The organism is Flavobacterium cheongpyeongense (assembly GCF_003202435.1).
GTDB lineage: Bacteria > Bacteroidota > Bacteroidia > Flavobacteriales > Flavobacteriaceae > Flavobacterium > Flavobacterium cheongpyeongense.
The window spans coordinates 52,630-70,956 of the sequence record NZ_QJHK01000024.1 but is presented as its reverse complement, the minus strand read 5'-3'; the positions used below and the strand labels follow the sequence as shown (position 1 = coordinate 70,956).

Below are 18,327 nucleotides of genomic sequence, written 5' to 3'. Positions count from 1 at the left end.
TAAGCTTTGCATGCTTCATCATTTGGCAATTCTTTTATAAAGTTTAGTATGCTTTGTCCTTCAAACACTTCCATAACGTATGATTTTAAAGGCATAAAGATACAGAAACTAAATGACTAACTCAATTAAATAAATTGTATGATGAAGGAAAAGAAGATGAAATTGAAGATAAAATCAACAAACTAAACGAGAGTTCGCCTAATAACAAAGTTTATAAAGCCAGTGATTTTGACCCGCAATTATTGGAAGGTCTAAAAAGAGACCAACAAATTCTTACCGACTTATACAATCAATGGCAGGATATTGAAATAGATCCTAAAACTAAAAAGTTTATTGCTGCTTTAAACGAAACTTTATTGGGCGAAAAAAACTTGGAAAAGAAAATTGTCATTTTCTCCGAAAGTAAAGAAACTGTAAACTATTTAGCAGGCGAACTCGAAAAAGTAGGTCGTAAAGACGTATTGGCTATCAGTGCTGCTAACCAAAAACAAAGATATAATACTATCCGTAAAAACTTCGATGCCAATTACCCTGAGAAACACGAAAATGAATTTAATATTATCGTTACTACCGAAGTATTAGCAGAGGGTATCAACTTGCACCGTAGCAACGTAATTTTAAATTACGACATTCCGTGGAATGCAACCCGATTAATGCAACGTATTGGTCGTGTCAATCGTATTGGTACAAAAGCAAAAGAAATTTTGGTATACAATTTTTACCCAACGGCGCAATCCAATAGTTTGATTGAGTTAAATGAAAAAGCCTTAAAAAAACTGCAAGGTTTTCATACTGCTTTTGGAGAAGATAGTAAAATCTACTCCGAACAGGAGGAATTGATTGAAGGCACTTTAGGGAATTTGCAACCCAAAGAAGAGGTAGATGAAAGGTTGCAATATTTGGAAATTGTACGTGAATTATACAACGAAAATCACAAAGAATACAAACGCTTACGTGATTTGCCAATGAAAAGCCGTGTAGGCCGTTTAGCAACTGTTAAAAATGAAGTAGCTAAAGACATCATCGGTCAAACTATTGAAAAAGGAGTTTTGTGTTATTTACGTAATACCATCAAAGAAGGTTTCTATATCTGCAACGATAAAAATTGTGTTGAAATCACTTTCATTCAAGCTGTAAAAATATTTGAAGCTTCGCAAAAAGAAAAGAGTACAGCATTAATTGAAAATCATTTTGATGCGGTAAACTTGGCAACCCAACACTTCAAAAAAGTCTATAATACGATTTTCACAAACGATGAATACGATACATCAAACCTTTCAGTTCAAGAACGTAACTCGGTTATGTTCCTGAATAGTTTCATTGATTTAAAAAGAAGCTTTCCAAATGAAATATCAGATGAATTTGAAGAACTAATCAAAACAGCGCTCAAAATCATTTATATGGGAGTATTCAGAAAGTTTCGTAATGAGATAGCTACTTTGGCAGCACGCCAAAAAAAGAAAAAATATCCATTGGCTAAAATTGTTCAGGAGTTAAACGCTATCATGAATAACTACCCAATCAAGCAAATTGCTCGTATGGATGCTCTGCGTTGGGAAAACGAAAAAGAGCAAAACAACCAATTCGAAGAACCAAAAATTGTCATTACCGAAACCTTTGCATAATGAAGATAAACGAGTTAAAAGAAATACTTAAAAGCGCATACAGTCAGGAAAAATGGGTGAATACCTTAAAGTTCCTTTCAGGAACTAAAAACCTGTTAACTATTTTATTAGAACCCAAACACGAAGAAATAAAATCGGCTAAGGCAAAAGAAATTGTCCGAGAAATAGTCCGTTTAGGGACTTTAAAAACCACTGATGGTGTCAGCTTACCAATTTATGATGTGACTCTGCAGGATGGCATTAAAATCGAATACAACCGTGTTGGGGTAAATGATTTATTAAAAACACATATTCTTAAAGATGCTATAAAAGGAGCAATTGTCACCTTTCATTACCGAGAGGAATACAATAAACCAGAATGGCGTTTTTCGTTCATAAGTAAGTTTGGTAGCGATTATTTTGCTGAGGCGGAAAGTATAGAAACTAATCCTAAAAAATACACCTACATTTTCGGTACTCCTGAAGAACATCGTACCGCTCTGGAACGATTATACAATTTAGAGCAATCACGTTTTAGGTTAGAAGATTTCTTTGAAGCGTTTAATGTAGAACCTGTTTCCAATAACTTCTTCAAAGAATACAAAAACTTTTATCAGGATTTCGTTTTCGAAATCAGCAATAACAAACAAAGTAGAGCTGTTTTTGAAAAAAATGGCATTAGCAAAGATGAACTCGAAAAAGACATCCGCAACTTTGTAAAACGACTATTAGGCCGTTTAGTGTTTTTGTATTTCCTGCAAAAGAAACGCTGGCTCGGGGCATCCAACAAAAATTATGACGATGGCGATACCGATTTCTTATTCCATTTGTTCAATTACAACGAAGAAAGTCGTGTTTATTTTTACAACAAATGGCTCAGTCCTTTGTTTTTTAATGCACTGAACACACCCAACAGATTCAATGATGGTTTCGAACTAGCCGATGGGAATTCTGTTTGGATTCCATTTTTAAATGGTGGTTTGTTTGATGAAAATCAGGAACCGGAAAAACACCGTGAAATTCAATTTCCACCAACATTTTTTGAATTACTGTTTAAATTCTTCAACGGTTACAACTTTACCATTTACGAAAACAGTCCCGAAGACCATACTGTAGCGGTTGATCCCGAAATGCTCGGACACATTTTTGAAAACTTACTGGAAGACAACAAAGACAAAGGAGCATTCTATACTCCAAAAGAGATTGTGCATTACATGACACAAGAGAGTTTGATAGAATACCTCAATACCCATTTGCCACATTCCAGAGAAGCAATAGAAAACCTGATTAAAAATCATTTAACATCTGATTTTACCCGAGACAATTTGAAACAAATCGAAAAACTAATTGACATCGTGAAAATTTGCGATCCGGCTATTGGTTCAGGGGCATTTCCTATGGGATTGCTACAGGAAATTTTTGCCCTAAAAGCACTGATTCATTACGAAATGGGTTATGCCGTTTGGTCCCCGGCTAAGATAAAACAAGACATCATTCAAAACTCCATTTATGGGGTTGATTTAGAAGGTGGTGCGGTAGATATTGCCCGTTTACGTTTTTGGTTATCGCTGGTAGTAGATGAAGATTTGCCAAAACCCTTGCCTAATTTAGACTATAAAATCATGCAGGGTAATAGCTTGTTGGAGAGTTATGCGGGTATCGATTTATCGAATCTGGCTACAGCTGATGAACAAATTATAGAAGAGCAGGCTACTTTAAATTTTGGTGATGAATTTGCTACTAAAGTAACCTTGTTTGATGCCGTAAGCATGGAGAAATTCCAAGAGTTATTGGATAAATACTTCTCACCCGAAGAATGGGAAAAGAAAACCAAAGAAAAGGTGGATAAATTGGCAGTTAAAAAACAAATTAACAGCATAATTGAGGGTAAAATACACGCTCAACTCTTTAAAGAAAAAGAAGCTACCGAAGATAATATAAAAGCTTTTGAATACAAATTCAACATTAAAAAAGAAACCGATCTAGAAAAACTCAATACCAAAAGCAAAGAGTTTAAAAACTACCAGCTTTTAAAAACACGTTTCAATGAAATTGAAACTATTGAAGCAGAATTGATTGACTTTCAAAATACCGACGAACGCCCGTATTTTCTTTGGAATCTATACTTTGCTGATGTATTTAAAAACGGCGGTTTTGATATTGTGATAGGAAATCCACCATATGTTGATATTAAAGGTCTAGATAATAGTTTAGTAAAACTACTTGTTGGTCTTTATCCAACAGCTTTCAATAGAATTAATTTATACTCTATTTTTATTGAAAAATCAACATCATTACTAAATAAAAGGGGGGTTTTGTCATTTATTGTCCCTAACTCATTATTGATAAATGATTCATATTCCAAAATAAGAAAACATATATTAGAGGATTTACAACAAATAATAAAACTTCCTGATGCAATTTTTCAAAATGCAATTGTTGAAACAATTATTCTTATTTTAAACAGAGGAATTGAAACTAAATCTATTGATAGTATTTATTTTAAAAATGATTCTAAAACGGATTTGAAAAATTTAGTTTTTGATAAACAAGATAAAGAATTATGGAAAACCGATTCTCTAACAAAATTTAATATTTTTAAGAATACTGAAGAATCAAAAATTTTAGAATTAATAGAAGAAAATAAAACAGAACTTATTCAAGAAGTTGATTTTTCTCTAGGTATAACACCCTATGACAAGGCTAAAGGTCATTCTCAAGAACAAATAAAAAATAGGGTTTTTCATAGTAGCAGTAAAATATCAAATGAATATGTCCCTTTAATAAGTGGTAAAAACATTAAACGATATAATATTACTTTAAAATTTGATGAATACCTCAAATATGGTTCATGGCTGGGGGCTTCAAGAAATTCTAAATTTTTCACCGAACCTAAAATAATTATAAGACAAATTTTGGATGGTAGTGATTTGTCAATTATTGCAGGTTATACGGAAGAAGAAGTTTATTTTACACAAATTGGATTTTCTATCATTTCAAAAGAATCTTCTACACAAAGCCTGAAATATATTTTAGGATTACTAAATAGTCAAACTATTAGTTTTTATCACAAATATAAATTTATAGATATTGAGAAAAATACTTTTCCAAAAATTTTAATAGCAAATTGTAAAAAATTTCCAATTCCTATTATTAATCAAAGTTTACAAAAAATAATAGAATCACTAGTCAATATCGTTTTTTTTATCCTTAATAAGGATGATAAAATTTTTGAAATTATAAAAAACGACCAAATTGCCAATTTCTTTGAAGAAGTAATAGATGGCTGTGTATTTGAATTGTATTTTAAAGATCACATGAAAGAAAACGGTATTAATATCATTGATGATGTAAAAAATCATTTAGAGCAAAGTGGTATTAATGACAGTTTTGAAAGTTTAAACGAAGAATTAAAAAAACAGAAAATTTGGGAGTTGTATAAAGCTATGAGTACTGGGGTTGTTCAAGTAAAAATGACCGATTTTGCAACCAAAAGCCCTGATATCCTAAAACCTATTTTACAAAGTTAGTATGAGTAACATAGATAAAATTAGTATACATAATTTCAAGGCGTTTTATACTGGTACAGAACCTGACCAAATAGATTTAGATGGCAAACATTTATTAATGTTTGGAGAAAACGGTAGTGGTAAAAGTTCTATTTACTGGGCATTATACACCTTGTTCCAATCGGAAACAAAAACAGCTGATGAAATTGCAAAATATTTTACGCCAACTCATGACGAGCAACTATTAAACTTCAACTACCTCAATCAAAGGCCAGATTTTACAATTGATGGAGATGGTAAAATTACAAACCCGACCGATATCGGTAAGAATGCCGAGATTGAAGTTTTGCTAAAAGATACAACTTCTTTAAAAATAGATAAAGACGGAAGGTATGAAAGTGCAGCAAATAAAATACAAGATTTGCACCGTCATAGTGATTTTATCACTCACAGGTTGTTAGTCAACTTTTACAATTTCCGAAACTCCAAGGAAATCAATCTTTGGGAGGTTTTTGTGCGTGACTTCTTTCCATTTCTAAGAGTCAATAAAGGAAATGGTAATGAAACATTATGGCAGAAGTTAGATGAAATTGAAAGTAATCCACCATTCAATGTAAATGAAATAAGTGGTACTTTTAAACGTTCTCGTAGCAAATCTTGGCAAAAAAATATAAAAACGAAAATAGAAAAATTCAATGAAGATGTAGAATATTGGATTGGTCGTATAAATAACATTGCCAATGAGGTGTACCGTAATGAATTGAAGATTAATGACAATATTCAGATTTTTTTAAAATACAAAGATCCGTTACGCTACGATCATTACAAAGACCATGTGATTGAAAGAAATGGTAAAAAGTATGTTAGAGGTACTGGCTATGCCGATTTTAATGACCCAGAATTAATTCTCAATATCAGAAGACAAAATAGTGATGGAACATATTCATTAATCCACAGACCACAAGCGTATTTAAATGAAGCAAAAATTACTCAAATAGCTTTGTCTATTCGTTTCAGTTTATTGCATGAAACAATCAAGCCTACTTATCCAGGACAGTTTTTAGCACTTGATGATTTATTGATTAGCTTGGATATGAGTAATAGGGATATCGTTCTTGATGCTATATTAGATGTTTACGCAAAGCGATATAAAATTTATTTTCTTACTCATGAAAAAGGTTTCTTTGATTTTTGTGTTTTTAAAATTGAACAAAGAAAGCAAAAGAAAGAGTGGCAAATAATGGATATCCATTCTGGGGATAATGGTAATAAGCCCATAATGATACACTCAACAATATCTCCCTATGATAAAGCGGTAAAATATTTTGAGGCTAAAGATTACACGACCTGTTCATTATATTTACGTAAAGAACTAGAAAAACTAGTTATTGAAAGATTACCTGAAGAGCACACTAAAACTATAGATGGACAATTTCATAATTTAGAGCATTATTGGAAATTATTTGTTGAGAGATTTGAAAAGTTAGGTAAAGAAATTACATTTGATATTAAAGATTGTTTTAAACAATCAAAATTATTAATACTTAATCCAGCAGCACATTATAATTTAAATTTGCCCGTTTATAAGTTAGAATTAGAAAGAGTTTTTACATTAGTTCAAAAGATCTATGATAATTATCCGATTCCTAAGTTAGATATTATACTTTGCAAGGGTATGAAATTAATATTTAAACATCCGTTTGTAGATTATACATTTGAATTTCAACTTGAGAATGATTTTGCAACCAACAGTATTGATGCTGGAAATGAGGTTACTAATCCGAAATGTAAAATTTTAGGCTGGCAATTTAATCACAATGATTATTGGTCTTTCGACAAAGGTAGTAGTATTCAATATGATGTCGTAAACAAACCGATGATTCACGATTTATTAAAAATTGTAAGAACTCATCTGGAATTACGCTATTTAAATCTAGATGTAGAAATGTTTTTGGATAATACGCTTGTTCTTTCAAATGTAAGTCTGAAAAAATTATTTGCAGATTATAATATTCAAATCAACTATAGTATACTCGGTAAAAACCATGAATTGTTTTTAAACTGATAGTCTAAAAAAAAATAATAAAAAGAGCTATTATGAGCTCTTTGTTAAAGGATAAATTTCTAAAACTGTTTTTCCGATAGTCGCACTATAATGAAAGGGCGAATTTCCGTGTTGGTGGTACTCAAAAGTCAACCCGAACAGGGTGTAAAAATCGGATAGTTTTTTTGTGTCGCCTGTTCTATATTATTTTATTTTTGTAGTTATTTTAATCATTTTCTTCATTTGTTCAATTTTACTCGAATCTTTGAAACAACCTTTTGCCATAATAAGCATGATTCCAATTTCCTTTATTGGAGTTTTTCTAACATTTTATGCTTTTGATTTCAATTTTGATCAAGGTGGTTATGCATCGTTTATTTTATTGTGCGGTATTAGTGTAAATGCTGCCTTATACATCATAAATGATTATAACAATTTAAGAAAAGAATATCCTTTTAGAAATCCACAATTACTCTATTTCACAGCTTTTAATTATAAAATAATTCCTGTAATGTTGACGATTATCTCTACCATCGCAGGTTTAATCCCTTTTATATGGGGAGGTCAAAATGAGGCTTTTTGGTTCTCTTTTGCTGTAGGTTCTATAGGAGGATTGTTATTTTCATTATTAGGGATATTTATTTATTTACCTGTTTTTGTCGTAAATAAAAATAGTTATTTAATTAGGGGTTGCTGAGAAAGTACATTGCTTTGATTTTTAGTGGTTAATGATTATTTTTATTGAATCAACTGTAAGGGAAAATGAAAAGGCATTCAAAAGACCGTGCATCTCGACTAAAATATGTGAGTAAAAACAAACTCACAATTGAGGGGTTTGAGAGCCAATGATAGCTTATAACCTAATGTCCATCTTTAGGATATTGGTATTACAAGAAAAAACACAGAAAACACTTTCAACTCTCAGATACAGAACCTTTGCCATTGGAGCTTTTTTTTGAAAAAAAATGGAGATTCTCTAAAACTCAAAATAGCACTCACTAAAAAACGAAGAAAATGGTTCTTAGGATTATGGGACTATCCTTTAGATTGATCTCAAAAAAATCCTATCGTGTAATCTGGGATAATTATAAATGGTATAAAAAAGCCTCTTAAATCATACAGTTTAAGAGGCTTTGATTTTTGTGTCAGGTAGCTTTGATAGCGTGATGCAATCCGGAATATTGTATAATGTATTTCTGTGCCGTATTGTGCCCACTTATAAAAAGCTGCCTTTTGCTTTAGTTTAGATTTTTTTATTCTTCTTTATTCTTCATTTTCATCAATAAAGTGTAGGCTCCGGTTCTAACTATTTTTTTATTTTTAAGTTCTTCTGGGTTTAGAATTTCCAAATAGCCATTTTTTTTGACTCCCACCGAAACTGCTGTCATCACATACTGTTGCTTTTTAGTTTCTATAAAAACATACTCTTTACTCTCAAAGTTCACAATACTTAACTCGGGTAAAGCATTGACTAACCCAGATGTTGTTTCTATTTCGGCATTCATGTACATACCAGGCAGAAGATCTTTATCGTATTTTTTAAAATGACAATGCACTTGTGTATTGCCGGTAACGTTGAGGTCTTTGTTGATTAGTATAATGTTACATTCGTGTTTTTTGTTGGGTGCTGCATTACTATAGGATATTACTCTTTGTCCTATAGCAAGTTTTGCAATATCTTTATCAAACACATTTAGGCTGAGGTGAATATCATCCGGGTCAATTAGTTCAAACATTACCTCAGCTGGAGCGATATATTTACCTATATTGATGTTAACCTTACTAACAAAACCAGTTATGGTGCTTAAGATAACGATGTTTTTAGAAATTTTATCTGCAGATAAATTAGTAGCTTTAATGTTAATCAATTTGAGTTTCTCTGATAAAGCGTTGACTGTTATTCGAAGATTGTTTACTTCAGATTCGGCGAGTTGTGTTACCTTATCACTGCTGGCTTTGGTTTGATTAAGATCTTTTTGGCGCGAGAATTCTAATTCTGCAAAATGCAGTTTTGATTTTGCCATCAGGTAATCTTGTTGTAACTGAATATATTGCGGATCTTGTAAGGTAGCTATAATTTCTCCTTTTTTTACAAGCATACCCGGTAAAAGCTTACTGTTTACCAAATAGCCTCCCATTGGAGCATTGACAGACACTAAATTCTGTGGTGGGACATCTATTTTTCCATTCAGTTTAATTGTTGTTGCAATATTTTCCTGCGTTAGTTGTGTAGTCGTAATATTTGCGTTCCTGAATTGCGCATCGGTAAGTGTGACACTATTTTCCCGCTCAGGTTTTACCTTGATTTCTTGCTTTTCGGTAATATTTTTGCAGCCGTTTAAGATAAACAACATGCTAAGTAATAGTGATATATTTTTCATTTAATATTTAATTTGAAGTGATAAAGCTAAGTTCGATACTGCTTTCATTAAGCGCTCTTACGGCTTCTAAATAATTACTTTGTATGCCAATAGCCTGATTGACCACCATTACAAAATCTAAGAAATTAATTTCGCCATTAATGAATTGTTTATGGGCTGTTTCTTTGATTAAAGTGATATTTTTTAAGCCTGTATCTTCAAAACATTGTGTTATCCTGCTGTTGCTTTCATAAGTACTTATTAACTGTTTATAGCGAGCCTGCAAAATTTGCCTTTGGATTTCATACTCGTTTTCTGCAATGCTTTCGCCAATCTTCGATGCTTTTATTTTTGCCTTTTGGCTTCCTGTAAAAATCGGAAATCCTAGTCCGGCCTGTATCGAGCTAAAACGGTTGCTTCCATCATAATAATTATTATCAGGTCCCATGCCTTTAAAACTATTGTTAAAGTATCCAATAGTAATGTCAGGAAGGTATCTGGACTTTTCCAGTGCAGTTTGGGCTGCGGCATTGTTTTTCTGCTGCTGCGATAGTTTTAAAAGAGTATGATTCTCGATTCCGTTATTCATCTGGGCAAGGGGATGTTTTATGTTCTTTTCTAAAGGCACAACAAGACTTTCTGAGTTTACAAGTACTTGCAGTTCTAATAAGAGGGATTGTATTTCCTGTTGCAGCTGCATTAATTGGGTAGTAATGGCCGTGCGCTGGTTTTCGGCTGTTGTTTTCTCTAAGATATTACTTTCTCCTTTTTGCAGTCGAAGTTTTGTTTTTTCATAAAAATTAGTGAATAGGGTATCTGCTTGCTGTAGTAGTTGCTCTTTTTCTTTTAGATACAAAAAAGTATAGAACACTTGGGTTACAGCTTTTTTAATTTCCATTTCCTTCAAAGAAGCATTCCACACGGATGTTTTCCATTGTTCGGATAAAAGTGTTTTTTGTTTTTTATAAATAGTAGGAAAGGCAATAGTTTGAGAAATACCAAAACGGCTATCATTATAAGCACTGTTTATTTGTCCAGTTTCAGCAAAAACGACTGTTTTAGGAATATCAGTACTGGAATTTATGAGTGATTGCGCATAAGTACTTTTGAGTTTTTCGTTTTTTATAGTGCTGTTTTTTTCAACTGCCATTTTTAATGCGGTAGCAAGACTTATTTTTTCCTGTGCGCCTGCACCGCTAACGATTAAAAGGAAAACTACTGAAAATGTAAGCTTTTTTGTTAAATATTTTATTTTAAAACCTTTTTCAAACAATATATAAAGTAGCGGTAATACAAATAATGTCAAAAATGTAGCTACCAGCAAACCGCCAATTACAACTGTTGCCAAAGGCCGTTGTACTTCAGCACCTGCACCATTACTTAATGCCATTGGCAAAAAGCCTAAAGAGGCAACAAAAGCAGTCATTAATACAGGTCGTAGTCTTGATTTTGTACCTGTTAAAACAATTTGAGCCAGATTTTTCATTCCGTTATTTTTAAGTCGGTTAAATTCAGCTATTAATACAATTCCGTTTAAGACAGCTACGCCAAACAAAGCAATAAAGCCTACGCCGGCACTTATGCTGAAAGGCATGCCACGAAGGGCGAGAAAGAAAATCCCCCCAATTGCAGACAACGGAATTGCTGTGTAAATTAGTAATCCGTGTTTAACCGAATTGAATGCGAAGAACAGTAAAATAAAAATCAGCACCAGAGAAACAGGTACGGCAATCATGAGACGGTCTTTGGCCTGATTTAGGTTTTCGAATGCGCCTCCGTACGTCACATAGTAACCTGCAGGTAATTTTAATTCTTTGTTTACTTTACCCTGCAGTTCGTTTACGATACTTTGTACATCCCTGTCTTTTACATTAAAGCCTACAACAATTCTGCGTTTTGTATCCTCACGCTGTATTTGGTTAGGGCCATTTTTAATTGTTACACTGGCGAGTTGTGATAAAGGGATCTGGTTGCCATTTGGCGTAGGAATAAGAAGATTTTGGATGTCTTCAATATCTTTTCTTTCATTGGCATTTAGACGTACAATCAGATCAAATCTTTTTTCCTCTTCAAAGATTAATCCGGTACTTTGTCCTGCAAAAGCAGTATTTATTACTTTATTTATATCTGATATTGACAAATGATGCTGTGCTATTGCAGGTCGGTTATAGGCTATAATTACCTGAGGCATACCTGAAACAGGTTCTATAAACAAGTTGGCAGTTCCCTCTACGTTAGCGATAATTTTACCTAGCTTATCCGCTGTAGCGGCTAGTGTATCAAGGTTCTCTCCAAATATTTTAAGAACAACATCCTGGCGTGCGCCAGTCATGAGCTCATTAAAACGCATTTGCACGGGAAATTGAAATCCGGCAGTAATTCCCGGGACATCTTCCAGGGCTTTGCTCATCTTTGCAGATAATTCTTTAAAAGTTTTTGCAGATGTCCATTCTTTTTTGTCTTTCAGGATCACCATCATATCGCTGGCTTCCATAGGCATTGGGTCAGTAGGTACTTCGCCACTGCCAATTTTTGTAACAACTTTTAATACTTCGGGAAATTGGCTTTTTAAGATATGTGCTGCCTTTTGCGTGCTTTCTATGGTAGTATTTAAGTTACTGCCGGTAAGTACCCGGGTATCAACAGCAAAATCACCTTCTTCTAATGCAGGAATAAATTCTCCTCCCAATGTAGTAATGGTTATTACAGCCAATACAAACAGCAGTACGACAGTACCCAAAACGGCTTTAGGAAAACGAAGTAGCTTTGTTAATGTACGCTGATAGGTGTTTTCAAGGCGTTTCATTACTTTGTCTGATAAATTTTCTCTCTGTTTTGTTTTTTTACTCAGAAAAAAAGCACTCATCATAGGAATATAGGTGAGAGACAAAATAAAAGCACCCAGCAGAGCAAAAGCAACTGTTTGTGCCATAGGCTTAAACATTTTTCCTTCAATACCTTGTAATGTAAAAATAGGAAGGTACACTATTAATATAATTATTTGTCCAAAAACGGCACTATTCATCATTTTACTAGCCGAGTTTGTTACAGTGTTATCCATTTGAGAGATTGTGAGTGAAGCATTTTCTTTGTGCTTCTTTGGGAATGAGAGTTGGTGCATAATGGCTTCTACAATTATGACCGCACCATCTACAATTAATCCAAAATCCAAAGCTCCAAGACTCATCAAATTACCGCTTACGCCAAAGAGATTCATCATGCAGACAGCAAATAACATGGCCAGCGGAATTACCGAGGCGACCAAAAATCCAGCCCTCAAGTTACCCAAAAACAGTACCAGCACAAATACCACAATAAGAGCACCTTCCAGTAAATTTTTTTCAACTGTACCAATGGCATTGTTAACCATTTTTGTCCGGTCGAGAAACGGTTCTATTTCGACCCCGTCGGGCAGTGTTTTTTGTATTTGAGTAATTTTTTCTTTTACATTTTTAATGACTTCACTGCTATTAGCACCTTTGAGCATCATTACAATTGCTCCGGAAACTTCACCCTGATCATTGTAGCACATTGCTCCGTAACGGGTAGCAAAACCAGCTTTTACCTGGGCAACATCTCTTATAAACACTGGTAGTTCGCTGTTTTTATTGGTAATTGCAATATTTTCTATGTCGGTAATATTTCCAATAAGGCCTTCACTTCGGATATAAAGTACAGTAGGTCCTTTTTCGATATAGGAACCACCTGTATTTTGATTGTTGTTTTGAACAGCTGTGAAAACATCATGGATTGTTAAGCCGTATGCATTGAGTTTATCGGGGCTTATACTAATTTCATATTGTTTTAGTTTGCCGCCAAAACTGCTCACTTCGGCTACTCCTTTAACTCCCAGCAGTTGTCGTCTCACGATCCAGTCCTGAATGGTTCTTAATTCAGTTACATTAAATTTTTGTTCATATCCTATTTTCGGTTTTACAACATATTGGTAAATTTCGCCAAGGCCTGTAGATATTGGTCCTAAAGTAGGTGTTCCAATACCCTGCGGTATCTCATTTTGCACCTGTTGTAATCGTTCGGCAACTTGCTGTCTTGCCCAGTAAATATCAATATCATCTTCAAATACAATGGTTACTAAGGACAATCCAAATCTGGAAAAGCTGCGGATCTCTTTGAGTCCGGATAAGTTGCTATTGGCCTGTTCTATCGGAAAAGTGACTAGTCTCTCAATATCAGTTGCACCAAATGAAGGTGCCATTGTGATAATTTGTACCTGATTATTGGTAATATCCGGAACAGCGTCAATAGGAAGGCGGGTGACTTGATAAGAGCCATAGCCAATCAGGGCAATTATAAAAAGCCCTACAATGAGTTTATTCCTTACGGAAAACTCAATTATTTTACTAAGCATAAGTTTATTTTGTTAATCGTAGTTATAAAAAATAAGTAATAGCAAGACACACGCAATTAGATGCGAAAGTGTATTAGCTAAAAAAAACGATTAACAATTTCTGGGAGGTTGCCAAATTGAGCAAAGAAAAGTTGAACAATACGAAAAAGAATAATTCTTTAAATTTTCATTTTTATACTTATAACGTATTTTTTGAAGTGCTTGATATTCTTGTGTGAGCGGACAAAACACAACCGTGCAGATACTTGTATAAGATTTAAAAGGGAGTTTCATGTCTTTTTCGTGATCTGCGTCAAAAACTTCCTGTACTTGGTAATGAAGACGTAAAAATTCCCAAAAAGTCAAATTATTGCTTTGTTGCCTGTGTTCCAAATAATGTTCTACCATTAACGGTAATTTTATTAGTTCACCTGACTGGGTAATTGACAGCAGGTAAACAGATAAAAATAATATGGAGAGATATTTTTTCACACATCAAATTTAAGCAAAAATTGTATAATCCGATAAGAAATTTATTGTTTAGACATGATGTAAATAACCAATGGTTTTAGTTACTGTTCACGCTTAAGGTCTAAATACGGGGTACTAAAAATTGAGGATAATAAAACACAGATAAAGATAGTGCATGAAAAATATAGGCTATCAAAAGAGTTCTTGCCATCCCTGTCTACAAGAAAATATCAAAAAAGTCCAGATTGTGTAAAGCTTTCATGGGAATAGCGAAATCCTGACGTTAACCTGTTTTTTTTCTTTATTTAAATTAAATAGAGTTTCTTCAAATCCAGCAAAAAAATGGTTGGTAAACAGGTTCTAAAGATCAGCAGGAAACTCCTTAAGAAAGTAAGGTTTTTTAAACTTTAATTATTTACAGGTATTGAAACTTGCAATTTAGAGCCGATAACTTCAAAAAATGGGCAATAATTTTTTTACTATATTTGGCATAAAGATTGTTGCTTCGGGAGTTAAATCTTTTATTGAAGTGTTTTTGGATCTATTTAAAACGGTCTTTTAACTTCAATAATTGCCCGAATGAAATTATAAAACCCCAATTTAAAATGAAAAAGAAACTCATAACTCTTTTATTTGTATTTACTGTTATAAATGTCTTTGCTCAGATTTCGATTATTGCGGAACCAGAAAAAAACAATCCTGCTGCGGCTGAAGTTTTGCCGCTTAGTGATGCGCTTGCCTATAAAAGCATAAAGCCTGTTGCGAAAATTCCGCTTTATGAAAATGGCATCCTAATTTATGATTATGATGGTAACCTTTTTTCATACGATCTGGATTCCGAAACGATTGTATGGACTGTAAAGGCTGCCGATGCACATACTCCAATGTGTGGTAATAAAATAACACTTCATGATGGAGTTGTGTACGTTCCGTTTATAAATGGTGAAATTTTCGCAGTTGACAATCAGGACGGAAGTGTTTTTTGGAAAGCAAGAATAGGGGACAGTAAAGATCAGATTATATTAAAAGATCAAATACCGGTTATAAGTAACGGAAAACTATACGTAACTGCCCAAAATCAGACTATTTATGCCCTTAATTTAAAGGATGGCAGTTTAGCATGGAAATACAAACTGGATGTTGTAAATAATGATATTCCAGTACTATCATTTGGTAACAAAGTTTTTACGCCAAGTGGCCCTAACTTTTATAGTTTTGATGCTGCTACAGGAAAAGTCCTGAACCAAAAAAGCTTGGATCAGAATATGTCCGGAAAACCTGTAACGGATGGAGAAAATGTATTCGTAGCAAGTGATAAAGATATGCTTTTTGCTTTAAGCCTTGATAAACTGGATGTTTTATGGCAATTTAAAATAGAAGAAAACCAAAATAATATCAGGGAACGTATATTCTGCAAGGACAACAAAGTATATTTTGGGACACAAGGCACTACGGGTTCTTCGATATACGCTGTTGATTCAAAAACCGGTGCCCAGATTTGGAAAACTGATTTTAAAGAAGACAGTATCGAATATATGACTGAACTGGATGATAATATTTGGGGGTACACCCGTAAAGGAAAACTTTTTCAATTAGACTTAAATGGTGAAATGTTATTCGAAACAAAATTGACAACGATGCCTATTTCAAATCTTGAATTTCCTGTGGGTGATTCCTTGTATTATTATTGTGATGCCGGTTTAATTCAATATGAATTAGAAGGAAAAGACGAAAATGTAATGTATATGCGAACGTCTATCCTTGACACTATTTATAGTGCGTATGTTAAAATAATCAGATAACCAAAAAAAGCTGTATCAGTATTGAGACAGCTTTTTTTTAAAATAAGAAAAAATTTAGAGAACTGGTAATTCGCAGGATTTCGGCTCTCAAACTATTGCAACTGTTGCGATCATTAGTATTGAAGATTAGTGATTTTTTATGTTTATTTTTTAATTGTACTTACTGCTCGTAAAATCTGCTTTTATAATGGAACCTTCTTTATATAGTTTTTGATATAAAAAATGTTTAATATTGCTTTTTAGATTTCACCCCCTTAATTCATGCCTGTTTATAGTAAATATGCTGATCATATTTTATTGAATCTTCTTAAAGAAGACGATCAGTTAGCGTATACAGAAATTTTCGAAAGATATTCGAGAGTTCTTATCAATCATGCTTATAAAATGCTTGGTCAGGATGAAGCCAATGATGTTGTCCAGGAAGTGTTCCTGACTCTTTGGAATAAACGCAACGAAATAACGCTCACCGGCTCTCTTTCGTCTTACTTGTATAAAGCGGTAAAAAACAGAGTGCTAAATCATATCGCTCACGAAAAAGTAGTTTCCCGATATGCTGATTCTATTTCAAGTTTTATAGAAAACGACTACGTTTTAGCCGATTCTAATATAAGGGAAAAAGAATTAGAAGCCATAATTGAAAAAGAAATTGGTTTACTTCCGGAAAAAATGCGTGAAGTTTTTCTTTTACGAAAGGTAGAAGAATTATCGTATGATGAAATTGCACTTCAGTTAAATATTACAGATAAAACCGCAAAACAGCAGGTCTACAATTCCATGAAAATACTACGCCAAAAACTCAAACCCTTTTTTGGTATTTTTATTTGGTAAAGTAATAGGAACGTTTTTGTTAATTTTTACGATAAAATTTGCCGGCAACCCCCTGATTGGTAAATAAAAACATAGCATTCACGCTGATTTCTTAACGATATAATAATATTTTTTTGTTTTTTTTAGTCAGTGCCTATGACAAAAGTCGTTTGTTGCTGTCTTACTAAAAAAAGGAAAAATATCGCATTGTAATTATGAAAGAAACTGAAATCTTAGCGTTGCTTCAAAAATACCAGGAGGGTACCCTGTCAGATGAAGATAAGGATAAACTCGATGCGTGGTATTTGTATGCAGCATCTAACAGTAACAGAGACCTTAATGAGTATGAGCTAGAAGACAGTTACGGATACCTCAAATCAAAACTGCCTTTACATGCGGAAACGAAAGTTATTAAGATCTGGCCCCGTATTGTTGCGGCAGCATCAATTGCTTTGTTACTGGGAACAGGAATATTATATTGGACAAAACCAAAAGAGAAAATGGTTCATATTGTCGAAAAAACGGAAGAAATTGTCCCGGGAGGAACAAGAGGAATCCTGACCCTTTCAAATGGAAAACAAATTGTATTGTCTGATATTTCTGCAAAAGATACTATTGCAAAAGAAGGTGAAAATGACGAAGTAACCATTAAGATGGATGCAAACGGCGTTATTACTTATACTGTGAATCCGAATGCAGAGATTTCTAAAGAAAATGCTAATGCGTTCAATACTCTTTCGACCCCCACAGGAGGACAATATAATATTGTGCTGGCAGACGGCACAAAAGTATATCTTAATACTGTTTCATCGCTTAAATATCCAACCCGTTTTAATGGAAACCAGAGATTGGTCGAATTAGAGGGGGAGGCGTATTTTGAAGTGGCTAAAAATAAAGAGAAACCTTTTATGGTAAAATCCGGAAATCAGTCTGTTGAAGTTCTTGGAACACATTTTAACATACATGCTTATAATAATGAACCAGTAATAAAAACCACTTTATTAGAAGGAAGTGTTTCGGTAACGTATAAAAATCAAAAAACTTTTTTAAAACCGGGAGAGCAATCTAACGCAGCTTATAATTCTAATACAATTGTCATTCGAAAAGTAGATACAGAGGCTGCTGTTGCCTGGAAAAACGGCCGGTTTAAATTTGATAATGCCGACCTGAAGTCTGTCATGAAACAATTGGAACGCTGGTACGGAATTAAGGTAGAATACCGTGGAGATGTATCAGATGTGAGGTTTAGCGGAGGTACGTTTATGAATAAAAATTTGTCTGAAGTACTAAAAGTGCTTGAGCTTAGCAATATAAAATTTAAGGTCGAAGGAAAAACGATTATTGTATATCCCTGATTTTAAATTTAACCAATTATGCTGGAC

General features: G+C 33.5%; 10 protein-coding genes and 1 pseudogene. 8 read left to right on the top strand and 3 right to left on the bottom strand.

What is annotated here, in order from left to right:
- Positions 1–134: 134 nt before the first annotated feature.
- The 5 genes and pseudogenes from DMB65_RS19435 to DMB65_RS22765 form a co-directional block, all read left to right on the top strand.
- Positions 135–1,625, top strand: a complete 1,491-nt coding sequence (locus DMB65_RS19435; RefSeq protein ID WP_110308298.1) for a C-terminal helicase domain-containing protein — start codon at positions 135–137, stop codon at positions 1,623–1,625.
- Positions 1,625–5,134: an Eco57I restriction-modification methylase domain-containing protein gene (locus DMB65_RS19430; RefSeq protein ID WP_110308297.1), complete on the top strand. Its 3,510-nt coding sequence runs from the start codon at positions 1,625–1,627 to the stop codon at positions 5,132–5,134. The genes DMB65_RS19435 and DMB65_RS19430 overlap by 1 nt, the downstream gene beginning before the upstream one ends.
- Before the next feature lies 1 nt (position 5,135).
- The gene (locus DMB65_RS19425) at positions 5,136–7,178 is read left to right on the top strand and encodes a P-loop NTPase family protein (protein WP_110308296.1); all 2,043 of its coding nucleotides are present in this window, start codon (positions 5,136–5,138) and stop codon (positions 7,176–7,178) included.
- Between the two features lie 166 nt (positions 7,179–7,344).
- Positions 7,345–7,854: an efflux RND transporter permease subunit gene (locus DMB65_RS19420; protein WP_110308295.1), complete on the top strand. Its 510-nt coding sequence runs from the start codon at positions 7,345–7,347 to the stop codon at positions 7,852–7,854.
- A gap of 148 nt (positions 7,855–8,002) precedes the next feature.
- Positions 8,003–8,208, top strand: a pseudogene (locus tag DMB65_RS22765) (IS1380 family transposase); the annotation flags it as partial.
- Between the two features lie 202 nt (positions 8,209–8,410).
- Here the strand turns inward: DMB65_RS22765 and DMB65_RS19410 are convergent.
- The 3 genes from DMB65_RS19410 to DMB65_RS22030 all read right to left on the bottom strand — a co-directional run bounded on the left by DMB65_RS19410 (position 8,411) and on the right by DMB65_RS22030 (position 14,357).
- Positions 8,411–9,538, bottom strand: coding sequence for an efflux RND transporter periplasmic adaptor subunit (locus DMB65_RS19410; RefSeq protein WP_110308294.1), 1,128 nt, complete (start codon positions 9,536–9,538; stop codon positions 8,411–8,413).
- Positions 9,539–9,545: 7 nt separating this feature from the next.
- Entirely contained in the window at positions 9,546–13,886 is a 4,341-nt protein-coding gene (locus DMB65_RS19405) for a CusA/CzcA family heavy metal efflux RND transporter (RefSeq protein ID WP_110308293.1), read from the bottom strand.
- Between the two features lie 90 nt (positions 13,887–13,976).
- Entirely contained in the window at positions 13,977–14,357 is a 381-nt protein-coding gene (locus DMB65_RS22030) for a hypothetical protein (protein ID WP_123955365.1), read from the bottom strand.
- A gap of 584 nt (positions 14,358–14,941) precedes the next feature.
- On the opposite strand from DMB65_RS22030, the gene DMB65_RS19400 reads away from it, so the two are divergent.
- The 3 genes from DMB65_RS19400 (at position 14,942) to DMB65_RS19390 (ending at position 18,300) form a co-directional block, all read left to right on the top strand.
- A complete protein-coding gene (locus DMB65_RS19400; protein ID WP_110308292.1) occupies positions 14,942–16,138 on the top strand; it encodes an outer membrane protein assembly factor BamB family protein in 1,197 nt (398 codons plus the stop codon).
- 261 nt (positions 16,139–16,399) lie between these two features.
- Positions 16,400–16,966, top strand: a complete 567-nt coding sequence (locus DMB65_RS19395; protein ID WP_110308291.1) for an RNA polymerase sigma factor — start codon at positions 16,400–16,402, stop codon at positions 16,964–16,966.
- Positions 16,967–17,160: 194 nt separating this feature from the next.
- Positions 17,161–18,300 carry a FecR family protein gene (locus tag DMB65_RS19390; protein WP_110308290.1) on the top strand — a complete coding sequence of 380 codons (1,140 nt, stop codon included), beginning with the start codon at positions 17,161–17,163 and terminating at the stop codon, positions 18,298–18,300.
- Positions 18,301–18,327 lie beyond the last annotated feature (27 nt).